General features: G+C 64.3%; 12 protein-coding genes. 3 read left to right on the top strand and 9 right to left on the bottom strand.

All coding sequences use genetic code 11. From position 1 onward, the window contains the following. Genes NCT32_RS23130 through NCT32_RS23105 form a run of 6 tightly spaced genes read right to left on the bottom strand, consistent with a single transcriptional unit; the run spans position 1 to position 9,489 of the window. Positions 1-582, bottom strand: coding sequence for a membrane integrity-associated transporter subunit PqiC (locus NCT32_RS23130; protein ID WP_061117221.1), 582 nt, complete (start codon positions 580-582; stop codon positions 1-3). Beyond that, complete coding sequence (locus NCT32_RS23125; RefSeq protein WP_061117220.1) at positions 582-2,183, bottom strand: intermembrane transport protein PqiB; 1,602 nt, start codon at positions 2,181-2,183, stop codon at positions 582-584. Before NCT32_RS23125 ends, NCT32_RS23130 begins: the two co-directional genes overlap by 1 nt. Continuing rightward, positions 2,180-3,475 (bottom strand): paraquat-inducible protein A, encoded by a 1,296-nt coding sequence (locus NCT32_RS23120; RefSeq protein ID WP_061117219.1) that lies wholly within the window; start codon positions 3,473-3,475, stop codon positions 2,180-2,182. The genes NCT32_RS23125 and NCT32_RS23120 overlap by 4 nt, the downstream gene beginning before the upstream one ends. Then, positions 3,472-4,947, bottom strand: coding sequence for an efflux transporter outer membrane subunit (locus NCT32_RS23115; protein WP_061117218.1), 1,476 nt, complete (start codon positions 4,945-4,947; stop codon positions 3,472-3,474). The genes NCT32_RS23120 and NCT32_RS23115 overlap by 4 nt, the downstream gene beginning before the upstream one ends. A gap of 1 nt (position 4,948) precedes the next feature. Beyond that, positions 4,949-8,164, bottom strand: a complete 3,216-nt coding sequence (locus tag NCT32_RS23110; protein ID WP_061117217.1) for an efflux RND transporter permease subunit — start codon at positions 8,162-8,164, stop codon at positions 4,949-4,951. 44 nt (positions 8,165-8,208) lie between these two features. Continuing rightward, entirely contained in the window at positions 8,209-9,489 is a 1,281-nt protein-coding gene (locus NCT32_RS23105) for an efflux RND transporter periplasmic adaptor subunit (protein ID WP_061117216.1), read from the bottom strand. Positions 9,490-10,235: 746 nt separating this feature from the next. Here NCT32_RS23105 and NCT32_RS23100 point away from each other — a divergent pair. From NCT32_RS23100 to NCT32_RS23090, 3 genes are all read left to right on the top strand, one after another. Further along, complete coding sequence (locus tag NCT32_RS23100) at positions 10,236-10,541, top strand: DUF485 domain-containing protein (RefSeq protein WP_061117215.1); 306 nt, start codon at positions 10,236-10,238, stop codon at positions 10,539-10,541. Next, complete coding sequence (locus NCT32_RS23095; protein ID WP_061117214.1) at positions 10,538-12,199, top strand: cation acetate symporter; 1,662 nt, start codon at positions 10,538-10,540, stop codon at positions 12,197-12,199. Before NCT32_RS23100 ends, NCT32_RS23095 begins: the two co-directional genes overlap by 4 nt. A 139-nt stretch (positions 12,200-12,338) precedes the next feature. Next, positions 12,339-13,796, top strand: coding sequence for an NAD-dependent succinate-semialdehyde dehydrogenase (locus NCT32_RS23090; RefSeq protein ID WP_061117284.1), 1,458 nt, complete (start codon positions 12,339-12,341; stop codon positions 13,794-13,796). Positions 13,797-13,811: 15 nt separating this feature from the next. Here the strand turns inward: NCT32_RS23090 and NCT32_RS23085 are convergent, their stop codons facing one another. The 3 genes from NCT32_RS23085 to NCT32_RS23075 all read right to left on the bottom strand — a co-directional run bounded on the left by NCT32_RS23085 (position 13,812) and on the right by NCT32_RS23075 (position 18,642). Then, a complete protein-coding gene (locus NCT32_RS23085; protein WP_061117213.1) occupies positions 13,812-14,258 on the bottom strand; it encodes a universal stress protein in 447 nt (148 codons plus the stop codon). A 116-nt stretch (positions 14,259-14,374) separates the two neighbouring features. After that, positions 14,375-17,116 carry an MGH1-like glycoside hydrolase domain-containing protein gene (locus NCT32_RS23080; RefSeq protein ID WP_061117212.1) on the bottom strand — a complete coding sequence of 914 codons (2,742 nt, stop codon included), beginning with the start codon at positions 17,114-17,116 and terminating at the stop codon, positions 14,375-14,377. 113 nt (positions 17,117-17,229) lie between these two features. After that, positions 17,230-18,642, bottom strand: coding sequence for a cation:dicarboxylate symporter family transporter (locus NCT32_RS23075; protein WP_250477702.1), 1,413 nt, complete (start codon positions 18,640-18,642; stop codon positions 17,230-17,232).

Raw genomic sequence — 18,642 nt, 5'->3', positions numbered from 1 at the left:
TCAGGGCGAGGCGCTGCGCGCGATCGCGTTGGCGATGTCGCGGCTCACGCTCCCGAGCGCGCGGCTGTGCGCGGCCACGAGCGCATTCCAGTCTGCGCCGGCGACGGGCTCGCGCACGAGCGAGCGGCCGGACAGCCCGTTTTCGTCGCCGAAGCGGCGCACGGACCAGTGCGCGTCGATCGCGACGGTATCGCCGGGAACGGATTCGAACTGCTGGATATCGACGCGCACGCGCCATGCTTGCGGGTCCGCGAGCGAGCGCGAGGCGGGCGCGACGCGATCGGACCCGAGCAGCAACGTGAGATCGCCTGCGATGGCGCTCGCGATGCTGCTGTTGAGCGGCTCGCCCCAGCGCGCGTATTCGTTGAGCGCGACTTCGTTGTTCGTGTTGCGCGTGACGATCTGCGGCCGGTCGACGAGATCGGGCACCGTCACCGGCCCGACGATCACCGGCCGCGAGTTCGTGCGCGCGGCCGTCGCGGCGAGCGAGGGATCGGTGCTCAGCCGGTAGAAGCTCGCGGGTGGCGAACCGCACCCGGCGAGCAGAACGGCGAGTAAGAGAGAGAGCAGAGTGGACCGCATCACTTCTTGTCCTCCGGCTTGCCGCGCAGCAACGCTTCCGGATGCTGCTGCAGATAGTCCGCGAGACTGCGGAACGAGGCCGCCGTGCGCGTCAGTTCCCGGACCGCTTCGGCCGTGTCCTGCTGCAGGCCCGAATCCGGCATGAGCGTGGAATGCGCCGCATCGAGCGCGGCGCGGGCGGCGGCGAGCGTGGTCGCGGCTTGCGGCACGACTTGCGTGTTGAGGCCCTGCATCAGCGCGGTCGTGCTGTTGAGCGTCTGCCGCGCGCTCGCGGTCAGTTCCTCGATCGGCAGCTTGTCGATGCGCGTCATGATGCGGTTGATGGAATCCTGCATCGATTCGAGGCCGCTCGGCGTCGTCGGCAATTCGGGCGGACTGCGGTTCCAGTCGATGCTCGCCTTCTTCGCGCCCGGGAAGAAATCGAGCGAGACGTACAACTGGCCGGTGAGCAGGCTGCCCGTGCGCAACTGCCCGCGCAGGCCGCGCGAGACGAGCACGTCCGCGAGCGCGCGCCGGTCTGTCGCCACCCTGCCGCCCGTCGGCCCCGTGGCGAATCGCGACGTGAAGCGCTCCGGATACAGCCTGATCTCGACCGGAATGCTGATGCGCTTCGTGACCGGGTCGAAGCGCGTGTTGATGGCCGCCACCTCGCCGACCTGGATGCCGCGGAATTCCACCGGCGCGCCCACGGCGAGCCCGCGCACCGAGCCCGAGAAGTCGAACACATAGTTATCGACGATGCGCTCCTGCACGCGCAGCGCCTCGGCCCGTGTCGGATACAGATTGAAGGTCGTGTTGGGCGGCGCCTCGGCCCAGCTGAGCGACACGGCGGGCGTCTCGAACGCGAGCCCGCCCACGAGGATCGAGACGAGCGATTGCGTGTTGACCTTGAGCCCGTCGGTGCCGAGCGTGAGGTCGATGCCGCCCGCCTGCCAGAAGCGCGAATCCGCGTTGACGTAGCGGTCGTAGGGCGCGTTGACGAATATGTGCAGCGTGACGCCGCTGCCGTCCTTGTCGAGCTCGAAGGACGTCACCTGGCCGACCTGCAGGCGGCGGAAATAGATCGGCGTGCCGACATCGACCGAGCCGAGATCCGTCGCCTTCAGCACGAACTGCCGGCCGGGCACGTCGCTCGCGAAGACCGGCGGCGTTTCGAGGCCGGTGTAATCGCGCCGGTCCTGCTTCGCGCGCCCGATATCCATGCCGATATAGGCGCCCGAGAGCAACGTGCTGATGCCCGACACCGAGCCGCCCGCCACGCGCGGCCGCACGACCCAGAAGCGCGTGTCCTCGACGAGCATGTTGGTCGCGTCGCGCGTCAGCTCGGCCGTGGCGACCACGCGCTTGTAATCCTTCGACAGCGCGACCGACTTCACGAGGCCGATGTCCACGTCCTTGAACTTGATCTTCGTCTTGCCGGCTTCGATGCCTTCGCCCGTCTTGAAGCTGATCGTGACGGTCGGTCCCTGTTCGAGCACGGTTTTCGCGGCGAGCCAGATGCCGATCACCACCGCGACCGCCGGAACGACCCAGACCCACGGAATGCGCCAGCGCTTCTTCGGCGCAACTTCCGCATCGGGGATATCGCCGGGTGTGTTCATCGCCTTTCTTCCCGTGGCGGCGCGCTGTCCCAAATGAGGCGCGGATCGAACGACATCGCCGCGAACATCGTCAGCACGACGACCGCGCCGAACGCGATCGCCGCCGGACCGGCCTCGATCGTCGCCATCGCGCTGAACTGCACGAGCGCGACGAGCACGGCGATCACGTAGATATCGAGCATCGACCAGCGGCCCACCAGCTCGACGATGCGGTAGATGCGCGCGCGCTGCACGTTGCGCTGCGTCATGCGCAGATTCGCGGTGGCGGCGAGATAGCCGATCGCGAGAATCTTGAGCATCGGCACGGCGATGCTCGCAATGAACACGATGATCGCGAGCGGCCACGATCCCGAATGCCACAGGTACACGACGCCGCTCATGATCGTGTCCTTCTGCGCGCCGAAGAGCGAGCTCGTGTTCATGACCGGCAGCAGGTTCGCGGGCACGTAGAGAACCGCCGCGGAGATGAGATACGCCCACGTGCGCGACAGGCTCGCGGGCTTGCGCAGATGCAGATGGGCGCCGCAGCGCGGGCAGCACAGATGGTCATGACGCAGCGTGCCGCGCGTGGAGAGCCCGCATTCGTGACAGACGCAGATGCCGCTCGCCGCCGCCGTGCGCCCGTGAAGCGGCGTGTCGGCGGGCATGCCGGGCGGTGCGCCTTCGATGCGCATCCACATCGCGCGCTCGTCGAACGCGGACGTCGCCGCGACGAGCAGCAGCATCAGCGCGGCGAGCGACCACAGCGCCGGCCCGGTGACCACCGACGCGATATGCGCGAGCTTCACGACCGCGACCAGGAGACCGAGCATCAGCACTTCGGTCATGCCCCAGTTGCGCGCGACGCGCAGCAGACGGAACACGGCGTCGGCGTGCCAGGGTCTGCGGTTCAGATACAGCGGCAGCACGAGCCACACCGTGCCGAGCGCCTGCAGCGCGGGCATCAGGATCGTCGTGACGAAGATGAGGCCGGCGAGCGGCCACATGCCGTCGCGATAGAGCACGCGCACCGCGCCGATCAGCGTCGTTTCGACGAGATCGCCGTTCACCGCGAGGCCGACGATCGGAAACGCATTCGAGATCAGCCACAGCACGGAGGCGGCGAGCGCAAAGGCGAGCGCGCGGTCGAAGCCGCGTCCGCGACGGCGATAGAGCACGGCGCGGCAGCGGCAGCAGCGCAGGGCGCCGCCGGGCGGCACGCTGCCTTCGCGCTGGATCAGATCGCATTCGTGGCACGCGATCAGCGGGCGCGCGTCGTGTTGGTCGCGATCTTCGGATGTGACCGTGTTCATTGCACCGTCTGCGAAGCGGGCTGGCCCGGTTTGGCGGAATCGCCGGATGGCGTCGCCGATTGTTGCTGCGTCGTCATCTTGTCGGCCGCGACGACCCAGCCGCCGCCCATCACCTTGTAGAGCGTGACGAACGACACGAGCGCGGCGGCCTGCGTCTGGGTCTGCGAAAGCTGGGCGTTGAAGAGGCTGCGCTCGGCGTCGAGCACTTCGATATAACTCGTGTAGCCGCCTTCGTAGCGCGCCCGCGCGAGCCGCGAGTAAGTGGAGAGCGCGACGACCTGCCGGCCCTGCACTTCGAGTTGCTCGTGCAGCTTCTGCGACGCGATGAGCGCATCGTCGACTTCCTGGAACGCGACCTGGATCGACTTCTGATACGTGAGCAGCGCCGCCTGTTGCTGCGCTTCGGCGGACTGCACCTGGCCCGAGATATTGCCCGCCGTGAAGATCGGCTGCGTGATCTGACCCGCGAACGACCACACGCGCGCCGGCCCCGTGAAGAGCGACGAGAACTGGCCGCTCGCGGTGCCGAGCAACCCCGTCAGCGAAATCTGCGGGAAGTAGAGCGCGCGCGCCGCGCCGATGAGCGCGTTGGCCGCGGCCAGATCCTGTTCCGCCTGAAGCAGGTCGGGGCGCCGCTCCAGCAGATCGGAGGGCAGGCCCGCCGGGATGACGGGCGTCGAGAGTTCGCCGAGCGCGCGGCCGCGCATGATCGGCCCGGGATTCGCGCCCAGCAGCACCGAGAGCGCGTCTTCCTGCTGAGCGATCTGCGTTTCGAGCTGCGGAATCGTCGCCAGCGATGCTTCGTATTCGGACTGGCTCTGCGCGAGCTCCATCTGCGAGACTTCGCCGCCTTCGAAGCGCAACGTGAACACATGCACCGATTCGGCCCGGCTTTGCGTCGTCGCCTTGGCGATTTCGAGCTGCTTGTCGAAGCTGCGCAGATTCAGATACGCCGACGCCACCGAAGCCACCAGCGACAGAATTGTCGCGCGCCGGCCTTCCTCGCTCGACAGCAGATTCGCGCGCGCCGCCTCGGTGAGCCGCCGGTTGCGGCCGAAAATATCGAGTTCCCACGCCGCCGACACCGATACCTCGAAGCTGTTGTAGACCGGCCCGAAGCCGTTGAGCGGCTGCGGCCCCGCCGCCGACGTGCGCTGCCGCGCGGCCGCCGCGCCTGCCGAGACCTGCGGGAACAGCGCGGCGCGCGTCGTGACGAACTGGCCCATGAACTGTTCGACGCGCGCCGCCGCAATCTTCACGTCCTTGTTGTTCGCGAGGGCCGTCGAGATCAGCTCATCGAGCACCGGGTCCTGGAACTGCTTCCACCATTCGGTGTTCGCGGTGTCGGCGACTTCGGCCGTGGCGAAGCGGTACGTCGCCGGGGTATCGACCGGCTGGCGCGAGTAGTTCGGGCCGAGCAGGCAGCCGCTGAGCGATAGTGCCGCGGCGAGGCTGACGAGAGTGCGCCGCATGTCAGTCTCCCTTGTTCGGAGCGGACGGCGAAGCATTCGAGCCGCTTCCCGGTGCGTTATGCGGCTTCGCATCGGCGGCGGGCGCTTCGTCGCCTTTCTTTTTCTTGGAGCGCGAGGACATCGTTTCCAGTCCCCAGAAGAACATCGGAATGAAGAACACCGCGATGACCGTCGCGCCGAGCATCCCGCCGATCACGCCCGTGCCGATGGAATGCCGGCTGTTCGCGGACGCGCCCGTCGCGATGGCGAGCGGCACGCAGCCGAGAATGAACGCGAGCGAGGTCATCACGATCGGGCGCAGGCGCTCTTCGGCGGCGGTCATCGCCGCGTCGTACACGGACGCGCCCGCTTCGCGGTTCAGCACGGCGAACTCGAAGATGAGAATCGCGTTCTTCGCGGCGAGCGCGACGAGCATCGTCAGGCCGATCTGGAAGTACACGTCGTTGTTGAGGCCGCGCAGAAGAATGGCGAGCAGCGCGCCGAAGATCGCGAACGGCACCGCCATCAGCACGCCGAACGGCAGACTCCACTTCTCGTACTGCGCGGCGAGAATCAGGAAGACCATGATCAGGCCGAACACGAAGACGAGCGCCGACGAACTGCCCGACTGCTTCGCCTCGTACGCCTCGCCGCTCCACCCGATGCCGTAGTCCGACGGCAGGTCCCGCGCGATATCTTCCAGCGCCTGCATGACCTGTCCGGACGCGTAACCGGGCGCGGCGTTCGCCGTGATCTTCACCGCCGGAAAGTTGTTGAAACGCGTGATGAGATCGGGCCCCGTCACATAGCGCGTCGTGACCATGGACTTGAGCGGCACCATCTCGCCGCTCTTGCTCTTCACGAAGATCTGCGTGAGGTCGTCCGGCTTCAGGCGGTATTGCGGCTCCGCTTGCAGAATGACCTGCCAGAGCCGGCTCGACCGGTTGAACTGCGACACGTAGAGCGAGCCGAACATCGTCTGCATGGCGCTGTAGACATCCTCGACGGGCACGCCGAGCGTTTCGGCCTTGTCGCGATCGACATTGGCGAGCATCTGTTGCGACGACGCGTTGAAGGTCGAGGTGACTCCCGTCAGCTCCGGGCGCGCCTTGGCCTTGGCGACGAAATCGTCGACGAGGGCCGCGAACTGCCCGATGGTCGCGTCGCCCTTGCTCTGAATCCACATCTCGGTGCCGCCCGTCGTGCCCAGGCCCGGAATCGACGGCGGATTCAACGGCACGACGATGCCCTCCTTGATCTGCGACAGATGCCTGTACGCGTCGACGAGCACCGCGCGCGCATTCTGCGTGCGGATATTGTCCGACTTGTAGCGCTCCTCGAAACTCTTGAAGCCGACGAAGAACGTCGACGAGTTGTTCTTGTTCTGGCTATCGAGAATGCTGAAGCCATCGACGGTCGTGATGCTGCCGACCGCCGGCTGCTTCATGAAGTATTCGGTGACGCGGTCCGATACCGCGCCGGTGCGGTCGAGCGATGCGGCATCGGGCATGATCACCGCGCCGAGCAGATAACCCTGATCCTCGGGCGGCAGGAACGCGGTCGGTATGTCGCGCATCATGACGACGGCGAGCGCGATCATGCCGGCGAAGAGCAGCAGCGCGATCGCGAAGCGCTTGATGACGAGCCGCACGACGCTCGTGTAGCCGTGCGTCATGCGCATGAACTGGGCATCGAACCAGCGGAAAAAGCCTTTTTTCTCGTGATGCCCGGGCTTGAGCAGCAACGAGGCGAGCGCGGGCGACAAGGTCAGCGCGACGAGACCCGAGATCACCACCGAGATCGCGATCGTGATGGCGAACTGCTTGTACATCTGCCCCGTGATGCCGCTCAGGAACGCCACCGGCACGAACACCGCGCAGAGCACGAGCACGATGGCCACGACCGGCCCGGCCACTTCGTCCATCGCCTTCTTGGCGGCGGTCTTCGGATCGAGCTTGTGCACCGTCATGTTGCGCTCGACGTTCTCGATCACGACGATCGCATCGTCCACGACGATGCCGATTGCAAGCACCATGCCGAACAGCGTCAGCATGTTGATGGAAAAGCCGAGGGCCTCCATGCCCATGAACGTGCCGACGATCGACACCGGCACCGCGAGCACCGGAATCAATGTGGCACGCAGGCTTTGCAGGAACACGAACACGACGATGACGACCAGCACGACCGCTTCGAAGAACGTATGCACCACGTCGGAGATGGAGGCGCGCGTGAACTCCGTCGTGTCCATCGCGATTTCGTAGTCGATGCCCTGCGGGAACGTCTTCTTCATCTCGGCGAGCGACGCGCGCACCTGCTTCGACACGTCGAGCGCGTTCGCGCCCGGCTGCTGATAGACGGCCAGCACCGTCGCCGATTTGCCCTGGAAGCGGCTGCGGATCGAATAGTCTTTCTGCCCGAGCTCGGCGCGGCCCACGTCCTTCAGACGCACGATCGCGGCGCCGCCCGATTGCGCGCGAATGATGATGTTCTCGAACTCGGCGGGCTCGGTGAGCCGCCCGGTCGTCGTCACCGCGAAGGACTGCTCGACAGGCGCGCCCGTCGGCGATTGCCCGAGGCGGCCCACGGCGAACTGCTGGTTCTGGTTGGCGACGGCGCGCTGGACGTCGGCGGCGGTGATGCCGAGTTGCGCCATGCGGTCGGGCTTGAGCCAGATGCGCATCGCGTAATCGGGCGTGCCGAAGATGCTCGACTGATTCGCGCCGGGAATCCGCTTGAGCGCGTCGAGGACATACACGTTCGCGTAGTTGGCGATATACGTCGCGTCGTAGCGTTCGTCGGGCGAATAGATCGCGATGACCATCATGAACGCCTGCGACTTCTTCTGCACCTGCACGCCCTGCGCCGTCACTGACTGCGGCAGTTGCGGCAAAGCGAGGTTCACGCGGTTCTGCACGTCGACCTGCGCGAGCTCCGGGTTCGTGCCGATCTGGAAGTACGCGTTGATGGTCAGGTTGCCCGTCGACGAACTCGACGAGCTCATGTAGATCATGTTGTCCGCGCCGTTGACCTGCTGCTCGATCGGCGCGGCGACGTTGTTGGCGACCACGTCCGCGCTCGCGCCCGGATAGGTCGCGGAGATCGTGATCTGCGGCGGCGTGATGTCGGGATACTGCGCCGTGGGCAGCGCGAGCATGGTCAGCGCGCCGCCCAGCGTGATGACGATCGAAATGACCGACGCGAAAATGGGACGGTCAATGCAGAAATGTGAAATGTTCATTGGCCTCTTCCGCGCGACGTGCTTTCGATAGTGGTCAGATCAAATCACTTTTCCGTCCCGCCGCTTGCGTTCTTCGTCTGCCCGAGCGACGCCTCCTGAGCGCCCGACGCCGCCGCGCCGCCCGCGGCGGGCGCTGCGGGTGCCGGGGGTGCCGCGACGACGCGAACCTGCGAATCCGCTCCGACCCGGATCGCGCCATCGACGATCACGCGCTCGCCCGCCTTCAGGCCGCTCGTGATGAACCAGTCGTCGCCATGCCATTCGCCGACTTCGATGACACGCTGATGCGGCTTCGACTGCTCGTCGAGCACCCACACGAAGTGGCTCTTCGCGCCCTGCAGCACGGCGCGTTGCGGCACGAGAATGGCGTTGGGCCGCAGCGCGCCCGTGACACGCGCCTTCACGAACTGGCCGGGCCGCAGCGTGCCTTGCGGATTCGCGAATACCGCGCGCACGAGAAACGTGCCCGTCTCCGTGCTGAAGGCCGGATTCGTGAAGTCGATGCGGCCGGTCTGCGGATAGACCGAGCCGTCGGCCTGGATGACGGTGACATCGAACTTGTTGTCGGACGGAAAGCGCAACTGGCCTTTCTTGATCTGCTCGCGATAAGTCAGCAACTCGTTCTCCGAGATGCTGAAATTCACCCACATCGGGTCGAGCTGATAGACGTAGGTGAGCAGGCCCGATTGCGTCGGCGTCACGTAGCTGCCTTCCTGCACGCGCGCGAAGCTGGAGAGGCCCTTGAGCGGCGAGCGGATCGTCGTGTAGCTCAGGTTGAGCTCAGCGGTCTGCACTTCGCCTTTCGCGGCGATGACGGCGGCCTCGGCGCTCTTCTCGTTGCCGACGGCGTCATCCAGATCCTTCTTGCTCAACGCGTTCATCGCGGCGAGCGGCTTCACGCGCGAGAGATTCTGCTGCGTGACGAGCAGCCGCGCCTGCTGCTGCGCGAGCGAGCCCTTGGCGGTCTGCAGCGCGGCTTCGAAGGGGCGCTTGTCCATGATGAACATCACCTGGCCCGCCTGAACGAGCGCGCCTTCGGTGTACACGCGCTTTTCCAGGAAGCCGTCGACGCGCGCGCGTATTTCGACTTCACGCGAGCTCTGCGTCTGCGCGGTGAATTCGAAATCGACGGGCGTCGTTTGCGCGGCGACGGTCACGACGGTGACATCGACGGCGGGCTTCGGCGCTTCGGGCGGCGGCTTCCTGCACGCCACGAGCGAGAGCGATGCGAGCGCGGCGGCCGCGACGAGACGCAGCGCGCGCACCCGGCGCGAGGGTTGAGCGAACGAGCAGCAGTCCAGCATCTGTTCCGACACGAACGCCATAGGCGCCTCCCTCTTGGGATGGCCGATCGTTGATGAGCGAGCGCGCCGGCAGGCGCCTCGCCACGACATGCTCGCGGTGTGCGTTTCAGCGAATGCGTGCCCGGAAGGCATGCGTTCGCCATGCGATGAAATCGCGCGGGACAGGACTCTTGGGCGACGTCAGCGAGCGCGAGCCTGATGCTTGTGATGTGTCGTAGCTGCCTCCGGTTTTGACGGTCGAGTTATAGCCAGAGATGCTCATGATTCGCCACGGCGTAGCGTGACGTGCGTGACGAGTCTACTAATAGCTGAATACGGATGAAAACGCCATAGCGTTTAATGCCATTTCCACTGAACGCTGTGGATCGGAATGTGCAGCAATTACTGAACAACTGGCAGGGCGAGGATTGTCTCGCACGCTTTCGGAAAGGGTATGGCGCAATGTGAAACGTCGGCACCGATTGTGCGCTGACGCTGTGGGAGCGAACGCTCGATCGTCTGTTGCGCGTTACGGCAGCAGGCGCCATGCTTCGCGTAAACCCCGTCAAAAGAAAGTGCCTCGCGTAAGAAACGGGTAAGCGCGCGCTTTTACCTTAGTCTCCAGCGCATCGAAAACAGAACTCGCCTGAAATGTATGCGCGAGAGCATCGGTTGACGTCCCCGCCCCGGGGATTTCCTTACTCATACGCATCGCTGATCGTTCGCGCGCCGCGCCGAACGCGGGCGTTGTCGCACGCAGAGAAGAGACTTTCATGCAGGAGACGGAAATGGATCTCAAGGTCGTAGAAAAAATCAAGTCGAGCGCCGCTTACCGCGAACTGGTGCGAAAACGCTCGAAGCTCGGATGGACGCTGACGGCGCTCGTGCTGGTCGTCTACTACGGCTACGTGTTGCTCATCGCGTTCAACAAGGATCTGCTCGCCGCGAAGATGGGCGCGGGCGTGATGACCTGGGGCATGCCGATCGGCCTGTTCGTGATCGTCTTCACGGTCGTGATCACGGGCCTCTACGTGCACCACGCCAACAGCACATATGACGAACTCACGGACCAGATCAAGCGGGAGGCCGCATGAAGCCGCAACGTATCTTCGCAGCAGGCGCGCTCTTCGCGGCCTCCGCCGGCGCCTTCGCCGCGGGCGGCGACCTCGGTCAGGCGGTGAAGCAGGCGACCAACTGGACCGCGATCTCCATGTTCATCGCGTTCGTGATCGCGACGCTCTTCATCACCAAATGGGCCGCGAAAAAGACACGCTCGGCGGCCGAGTTCTACACCGCGGGCGGCGGCATCACCGGCTTTCAGAACGGGCTCGCGATCGCGGGCGATTTCATGTCGGCGGCGTCGTTTCTCGGCATCTCGGCGGCGGTCTACAGCAATGGCTATGACGGCCTCATCTATTCGATCGGCTTTCTCGTCGGCTGGCCGATCATCACGTTCCTGATGGCGGAGCGTCTGCGCAATCTCGGCCGCTTCACCTTCGCCGATGTCGCCGCATACCGCTTCAAGCAGACGCCGATTCGCGCGTTCGCGGCGTCGGGCACGCTCGTCGTCGTGGCGTTCTATCTGATTGCGCAGATGGTCGGCGCGGGGCAACTCATCAAGTTGCTGTTCGGCCTCGAATACTGGATCGCGGTGGTGATCGTCGGCGCGCTGATGATGGTGTACGTGCTCTTCGGCGGCATGACCGCGACGACGTGGGTGCAGATCATCAAGGCATGCCTGCTGCTCGCGGGGGCTTCGTTCATGGCGTTCATGGTGCTGTGGCAATTCCACTTCAGTCCGGAAGCGCTCTTTGCGAAGGCCGTCGATGTGCACGAGAAGAAGGCGTCGATCATGGGGCCGGGCAACTTCATCAAGGACCCGATCTCGGCGATCTCCTTCGGCATTGCGCTGATGTTCGGCACGGCCGGCCTGCCGCACATCCTGATGCGCTTCTTCACCGTGCCCAACGCAAAGGAAGCGCGCAAGTCCGTGTTCTGGGCGACCACGTGGATCGGCTACTTTTACATCCTCACGTTCATCATCGGCTTCGGCGCGATCGTGCTGGTGAGCACCAACCCGATCTTCAAGGATGCGGGCGGCAAGCTGCTCGGCGGCACGAACATGGCGGCGGTGCATCTGGCGAGCGCGGTCGGTGGCAACGTGTTCCTCGGCTTCATCTCGGCGGTTGCGTTCGCAACGATTCTCGCGGTCGTCGCGGGTCTCACGCTTGCGGGCGCATCGGCGGTTTCGCATGATCTCTATGCGACCGTGTTCAAGAAGGGCAAGGCGTCGAGCGCGAGCGAACTGCGTGTGTCGCGCATGACGACGATCGTGCTCGGCATCGTCGCAGTGGTGCTCGGCATCGTGTTCGAGAAGCAGAACATCGCGTTCATGGTGTCGCTCGCGTTCGCGGTGGCGGCGTCGGCCAACTTCCCGGTGCTCTTCATGTCGGTGCTGTGGCGCGGCTGCACGACACGCGGCGCGGCCGTGGGCGGCTTCCTCGGCCTGCTCTCGGCGGTCGTGATGACCGTGCTCTCCAAAGCCGTGTGGGTCGATGTATTCCACTACGCGAGCGCGCCGTTCCCGTATGCATCGCCCGCGCTGTTCTCGATGGCGATCGGCTTCATCGGCATCTGGCTCTTCTCGGTGACCGACCAATCCGCGCGTGCGCGCATCGACAAGGCCGGCTTCGAAGCGCAGACGGTGCGTTCCGAAACGGGCATCGGCGCGGTCGAGGGCGCGAGCCACTGATCGCCCAGCGGCGGCGCGTTGTCCGATGCGCCGCCGCATTCGTATACCGGAGATGCCGCGCGCGTCGCGAATGGCGAGTAAAAAATGCGTTAAGCTCGATGGAACCGTGCAGGAAGCGCCTTACGCATTGGAGCGAGCCATGCAATTGCAGTGCCCCAGTCTTTTCGAGCAGTCGGCTTATATCGGCGGCGCCTGGGTCGACAACACTTCGCTGCCGCGCGTGCCTGTCACGAATCCTTCCACGGGCGAGATCATCGGCTCCGTGCCGCAAGTCACGGCGGAGCAAGTGACCGATGCCATCGAGTGCGCAAGTGCGGCGTTGCAGGACTGGCGCAACTGGAGCAGCCGCGAGCGCGCGTCGGTGCTGAGGGAGTGGGCACGCCTCGTCGAGCATCATCGCGACGATCTCGCCATCATTCTGTGCAGCGAGCAAGGCAAGCCGCTGCACGAAGCGCGCTCCGAAATCACGCAGGCCGCGAATTATCTGGACTGGTTCGCCGAGGAAGCGCGCCGCATCTACGGCGACAACATTCCCGCGCCGCGCCGCAATCAGCGCATCCGCGTGCTGCATCAGCCGGTCGGCGTATGTGGCGCGATCACGTCATGGACGTTTCCCTCGTCGATGGTCGCGCGACGCGTCGGCGCCGCGCTCGCGGCGGGCTGCACGGTCATTCATCATCCGGATCCGCAGACGCCGTACTCGGCGCTCGCGCTGTGCGCGCTCGGCGAGAACGCAGGCTTGCCGCGCGGCGTGCTGTCCGTGCTCACGGGCGAGGGCGAGCCGATCAGAAGCACGCTGCTCGCGAGCCCGGATGTGCGCAAAGTGTCGTTCACCGGTTCCATCGACGAAGGCAAGCGGCTGATGAGCCTGTGCGCGTCCACCGTGAAGAAGATGTCGCTCGAACTGGGCGCGAACTGTCCTTTCATCGTGTTCGACGATGCGGACATAGACCTTGCCGTTAAAGGCGCGCTCGATGCGCGTTTCCGTCACTCGGGCCAGGCGGCGATGTGCGCGAATCGCTTCTTCGTGCATGAAGACGTGTGCGAGACCTTCGTCGCGAAGCTCGTGTCGAAGGTCGCGTTGCTCAAGGTGAGCGACGGGCTGGACGAAGGCGCGCAGATCGGCCCGCTCATCGACGACGCGGCGGTGACGCGCATCGAAAGTCTCGTCGATGAAGCGGTCAGGCTCGGCGCGACGGTCGCGGCGGGCGGTTCGCGTGTCGCGCCCGGATCGAATTTCTTCAGGCCGACGGTGCTGACGGGCGTCGATCCGTCGATGAGCGTGTGCGGCGACGAAGTCCTCGGGCCGATCGCGAGCGTGCTCCCGTTCAGGGACGAGGACGACGTCATCACGTTCGCGAACGACACGCGCACCGGGCTCGCGGCTTACTTCTACACGGCGGATATCAGCCGCGCGTTTCGCGTGATGGAAGCGCTCGAATGCGGTGTCGTCGGCGTAAACGACAGCCTCGTCTTCAACGAAGTCGCGCCGTTCGGCGGCATCAAGGAGTCCGGGATGGGACGCGAGGGGGCGTCCTCGGGCGTCGAGGAGTATCTGGAGGCGAAGTACGTCTGTTTCGGAAATCTGGAGCGGTAGGGCTTCGACCCGCCATCACTCCGGCGGCCTCACCACCAGAATCGGCAAATGACTATGCGTCAGCACCTTTTGCGTTTCGCTTCCGAGCAATAGCCCGCGAATGCCGCCGTGACCGTGTGAGGCCATGACGATGAGATCGCAGTGCCGCGTCTTCGCCGTATCGAGGATCGCCTCATACGGGTGCGTTCCCGTAGGCGTTTCCGTGTCGCACTCCACGCCCGCCTGCACCGCGATGCTCCTGAGATTATCGAGGTAGAGCCGGGCGCGCGCCTGATCGGCGACCTGAAGCTCATCCTGATTCGCTCCGGCCATCTCGGCGCTGTACACGGTCGTATGAAGCGGCCGCACCATATAAAGACCGGTAATGCGCGCGTTGTTCTCTTTGGCGAGCGCAACCGCCATGCGCACCGCCGCTTCCGATAGCGCGGAACCGTCCGTGGGAACCAGCAGATGGTTGAACATGATGACGTCCTCCGGTTCTCTGGGGACATGAGGGAAATTCCAGTATAGGCGAGCGCCCGGGCAGCCTGCACGAAAATCACATCCGCCCAGGCTCCCTTCAGCGCACGCGATGAATGCTAGCGGCCCATCGCCGCCGCAGCCTCTTCATGCAGGCGCACGGTCATGACGGGCGCTTCGGGCCCCACGTGCGACAGCTTCATCAGACGCGGTTGCAGCAGCAGCGCGACGAGCCCGCTCCAACCCGTCTGATGCGAAGCGCCGACGCCGCGTCCGCTGTCGCCGTGAAAGTACTCGTGAAAGAGAATGAGATCCTGCGAGCGCGGATCGGCTTGCAGCATCGGATATGCAGCCATCACGGGCCGCTTGCCATCGGCATCTTTCAGGAAGAGCGTGCTGACGCGCCGCGACAGATCGTCGGCGATTTCATTCAGCGAATGCATCTTGCCCGATCCCGTCGGATGCTCGACGCGAAATTCATCCCCATAGTAGCGATGAAACTCGTAGAGCGATTCGATCAGTAGATAGTTGACCGGCATCCAGATCGGTCCGCGCCAGTTCGAATTGCCGCCGAACACGCGCGAATCCGACTCCGCGGGCACGTACCGGATGCAGACGTTCACGCCATCGTGATCGAAGACATAAGGCTTGTCGCAATGCACGCGCGACAATGCGCGCACGCCATAGTCGGAAAGAAATTCGCCTGGATCGAGCGTGCGCCGCAAAAGCGCTTTCATGCGATGTCCGCGCAATAACGAAAGCAGGGTGGTGTTGCCCTTGCCGGGCTCGGTCCAGCGCGACACGAGTTTCGCGAGATTCGGCCGATGATCGAGAAACCACGCAAGCCTTTCGCGCAGTCCCGGCAGATCGCCGTACACGCGCTCTTCGAGCACATGCACCGCGAAAAGCGGTATCAGCCCGACGATGGATCGAATGCGCATCGGCACGCGCGTGCCATTTGGCAGATGCAGCACGTCATAGAAGAATTCGTCGCTGCCGTCCCACAGGCCCGTGTTGCAGACTTCGCCGCAACTCACTGCTTCCGCGATATACAGGAAGTGCTCGAAGAATTTCACCGCGATCTCGACATACGACTCGTTGGTCATCGCGAGCTCGAGGCCGATCTGCATGAGGTCGAGCGCATACGAGGCCATCCATGCGGTGCCGTCTGCCTGATCGATGCGTCCGCCCGTCGGCAGCGGCTGCGAGCGGTCGAAGATGCCGATGTTGTCGAGCCCGAGAAAACCGCCCTGAAAAATGTTGCGGTCGTCGGCGTCCTTGCGGTTGACCCACCACGCGAAGTTGAGCAGCAGCTTGTGAAACATCACTTCGAGAAACGCGTGATCGCCGATGCCGGTCATCTCGCGATCGAGCTCGAACACGCGCCATGTCGCCCATGCGTGAACGGGCGGATTCGCATCGCCGAAGGCCCATTCGTACGCGGGCAATTGCCCGTTCGGATGCATGTAGCGCTCTTTCACGAGCAGCGCTAATTGCTTCTTCGCGAAGTCCGGATCGATCGTCGCGAACGCGACCGCATGAAACGCGAGATCCCACGACGCGTACCATGGGTACTCCCATTTGTCGGGCATGGATACGACGTCGCCGTTGCACATGTGCCGCCAGTCCGCATTGCGGCCATGCCGACGTTCTCTGGGCGGCGTGGGCTGGCCCGGATCGCCGTCATGCCAGCGCGTGACGTCGAACTGGTAATACTGCTTCGTCCATAACATGCCGGCGAGCGCCTGGCGCTGCACGAGACGCGCGTCGGCATCGTCGATGTCGTGTTGCAGCGTCGCGTAGAACTCGTCGGCTTCCGCTTCGCGGCGCGCGAAAAGCTGCGCCAGGTCGAGCGGCGGATCGTTCGAAACCGATGCCGGGCGCCAGCGCAGATACATCGCCGAGCGCTCATGCGGACCGAGTTGCAGACACGCATGCGCGGCGCTGCGCGTGCCGCGGTCGCGCCGGATCGCGTGCTCGTCGCCTTCGACGATATAGTCGTTGAAGCCGTCCTTGAATGATCCCGCGCCTTCGATGCCGAAGATGCGACGAACGTTCGTTTCGTTTTCGCAAAAGAGCCATTCGATGGGCGCTTCTGCCGAGGCCGTAACCAGCATCGCGCCATACGAAGGATTGTGCGCGACGACGCGCGCCCCTTCCCGCGCGTGCTGCTCGAACGTCAGCGAAGGCTTGCCCCACTTGCTCGACCACGACCATCGGTTGCGCGCCCAGAACTGCGGCAGCACATGCAGCGTCGCGGCCTCGTTCGCGCGATTCTCGATGGTTACGCGCATCACGATGTCATCGGGCGTGTGCTTCGCATACTCGACGCAGACATCGAAGTAACGATCGCCATCGAACACACCGGTATCGAGCACTTCGTATTCGGGAAGCGCCGGGCCGCGCCGCCTGTTCTCGTCGATGAGCTGCTGATACGGATAGGCGTCGTGCGGATACTTGTACAGCATCTTCATGTACGAATGCGTCGGCGTGCCGTCGAGATAAAAGTACAGCTCCTTCACATCCTCGCCATGATTGCCTTGCTCGTTCGTGAGGCCGAAGAGCCGTTCCTTGATGATCGGGTCACGCCCGTTCCACAATGCGAGCGACGCACACCAGTCAAGCGGGTCGTTGCCGAATCCGGCGATGCCGTCCTCGCCCCAGCGATACATCCGGCTGCGCGCATGATCGTGCGGAAAGTAATCCCAGGCGGTTCCGTATTCGCTGTAATCCTCGCGAACGGTGCCCCATTGACGCTCGCTCAGATACGGTCCCCAGCGTCGCCACTGGCCGAGTTCGGCGCCATGCAGGCGAGCGCCTTCTTTGGTTTGCAAGAGATGGATTGCGCGTAGCGGTGGCATGCGATCTCCGGTCCGGATAGCCATCCAATGGGTTCGATGCGCGGTTCTCCGATGATAAGCGAAGTGAAAAAAGCGCGGCATTGCCGCGCTGCGAAAATTACGACGTGCCGGGTTTATCGCGTTCCCGCGCTTCTCAGCGAGATTCCGTCCGGATGGGGATTCGCGTCGTTCATGTCTTCCGGAAGAAGGTTGCCGTCCGCGAGCCGCTGGTCCGCTTCCGCGATCTCCGGATAACGCTCGGGATAGAGATGCCGTTCGCTGATGGCGGCATCGAACGTGCGTGACCATTTCGCGATCACGACCGTCGCAAGGCTGTTGCCGATGGTGTTGCATGTCGCGATCGCCATCGACATGAAGCGGTATACGCCGAAGATCAGCGCGAGACCTTCGACGGGAAGGATGCCCGTCGACGTGACGGTCGCGGCGAACACCACGAACGATCCGCCCGAGACCGTGGCCGCGCCCTTAGACGTCAGCAGCATCAGCAACAGAATGCCGATCTGATGCTCGAGCGTGATCGGCACGCCATATGCATGCGCGATGAACATCACACCCATCGACATGAAGATCGACGTGCCGTCGAGATTGAACGCATAGCCAGTCGGCAGCACGAGCCCGACGGTCTGCTTCGCGCAGCCGAGCCGTTCGAGCTTGATCAGAAGACGCGGCAATGCGCTTTCCGAAGAAGCCGTGCCGAGCACGATGAAGATCTCGTCCTTGATATAGCGCAGGAAGCGCCAGAGGCTAAAGCCCGCGAGCCTGGCGATGATGCCCATGACCACGACGATGAACAGCACCACCACCGCATAGAAGCTCAGAACGAGTTGTGCGAGCGCGACCAGCACGGCCGTGCCGTTGCTGCCCACCGAGTACGCGACGGCGCCGAACGTGCCGAGCGGCGCGAGCTTCATCACGAGGTTGATGAATGAGAACAGCACTTCGGAAACGAGATCCAGCCCTTCGTTGATGCGCATGCGGCGGCGCTCGGGAATGGCGAGAATGCCGATACCGACCATCACGGCGAGCACGACCACTTGCAGCAGCTCGCCTTTCGCGAACGCGCCGATGAAGTTGTCCGGCACGACATGCATCACGAACTCGGTGAAGCCTTGTGGCGCGGCCTTGGCGGCTGTCACAGGCACGGCGCCGACCGTGACGGATGTCATCGCCTTGCCCGTTTGCAGCAGATTGCCCGCGAGCAGGCCGACCGCGAGCGCGATAGTCGACACGACTTCGAAGTAGACGATCGATCTCCAGCCGACGCGCCCCGCGCTCTTCACATCGCCCGCCGAAGCGATGCCGTGCACGATCGTGAGAAACACGAGCGGCGCGACGCCGGCCTTGATGAGCGCGAGAAAGATATCGCCGAGCACCTTCAGTTGCGCGCCGAACTTCGGAAAGACGAGACCGACCGCAATGCCGATCACGAGCGATAAAAGCACTTGCATGCCGAGCTTGCGATACCACGGCAGCTTCTTCGGCGGTGCGACGGTCGTGTCGTCGTGTGAGGCGTGTTCGTTTTGCAT

The organism is Caballeronia sp. INML2, assembly GCF_023631365.1.
GTDB lineage: Bacteria > Pseudomonadota > Gammaproteobacteria > Burkholderiales > Burkholderiaceae > Caballeronia > Caballeronia turbans.
The sequence above is the reverse complement of the archived record's forward strand: the minus strand, read 5'-3'. Positions and strand labels throughout refer to the sequence as shown.

Excerpts from the sequence above, each read along its gene's own strand:
- NCT32_RS23130 (WP_061117221.1), bottom strand. The coding sequence starts at position 582 with ATGCGGTCCACTCTGCTCTCTCTCTTACTCGCCGTTCTGCTCGCCGGG.
- NCT32_RS23125 (WP_061117220.1), bottom strand. The coding sequence starts at position 2,183 with ATGAACACACCCGGCGATATCCCCGATGCGGAAGTTGCGCCGAAGAAG.
- NCT32_RS23120 (WP_061117219.1), bottom strand. The coding sequence starts at position 3,475 with ATGAACACGGTCACATCCGAAGATCGCGACCAACACGACGCGCGCCCG.
- NCT32_RS23115 (WP_061117218.1), bottom strand. The coding sequence starts at position 4,947 with ATGCGGCGCACTCTCGTCAGCCTCGCCGCGGCACTATCGCTCAGCGGC.
- NCT32_RS23110 (WP_061117217.1), bottom strand. The coding sequence starts at position 8,164 with ATGAACATTTCACATTTCTGCATTGACCGTCCCATTTTCGCGTCGGTC.
- NCT32_RS23105 (WP_061117216.1), bottom strand. The coding sequence starts at position 9,489 with ATGGCGTTCGTGTCGGAACAGATGCTGGACTGCTGCTCGTTCGCTCAA.
- NCT32_RS23100 (WP_061117215.1), top strand. The coding sequence starts at position 10,236 with ATGGATCTCAAGGTCGTAGAAAAAATCAAGTCGAGCGCCGCTTACCGC.
- NCT32_RS23095 (WP_061117214.1), top strand. The coding sequence starts at position 10,538 with ATGAAGCCGCAACGTATCTTCGCAGCAGGCGCGCTCTTCGCGGCCTCC.
- NCT32_RS23090 (WP_061117284.1), top strand. The coding sequence starts at position 12,339 with ATGCAATTGCAGTGCCCCAGTCTTTTCGAGCAGTCGGCTTATATCGGC.
- NCT32_RS23085 (WP_061117213.1), bottom strand. The coding sequence starts at position 14,258 with ATGTTCAACCATCTGCTGGTTCCCACGGACGGTTCCGCGCTATCGGAA.
- NCT32_RS23080 (WP_061117212.1), bottom strand. The coding sequence starts at position 17,116 with ATGCCACCGCTACGCGCAATCCATCTCTTGCAAACCAAAGAAGGCGCT.
- NCT32_RS23075 (WP_250477702.1), bottom strand. The coding sequence starts at position 18,642 with ATGCAAAACGAACACGCCTCACACGACGACACGACCGTCGCACCGCCG.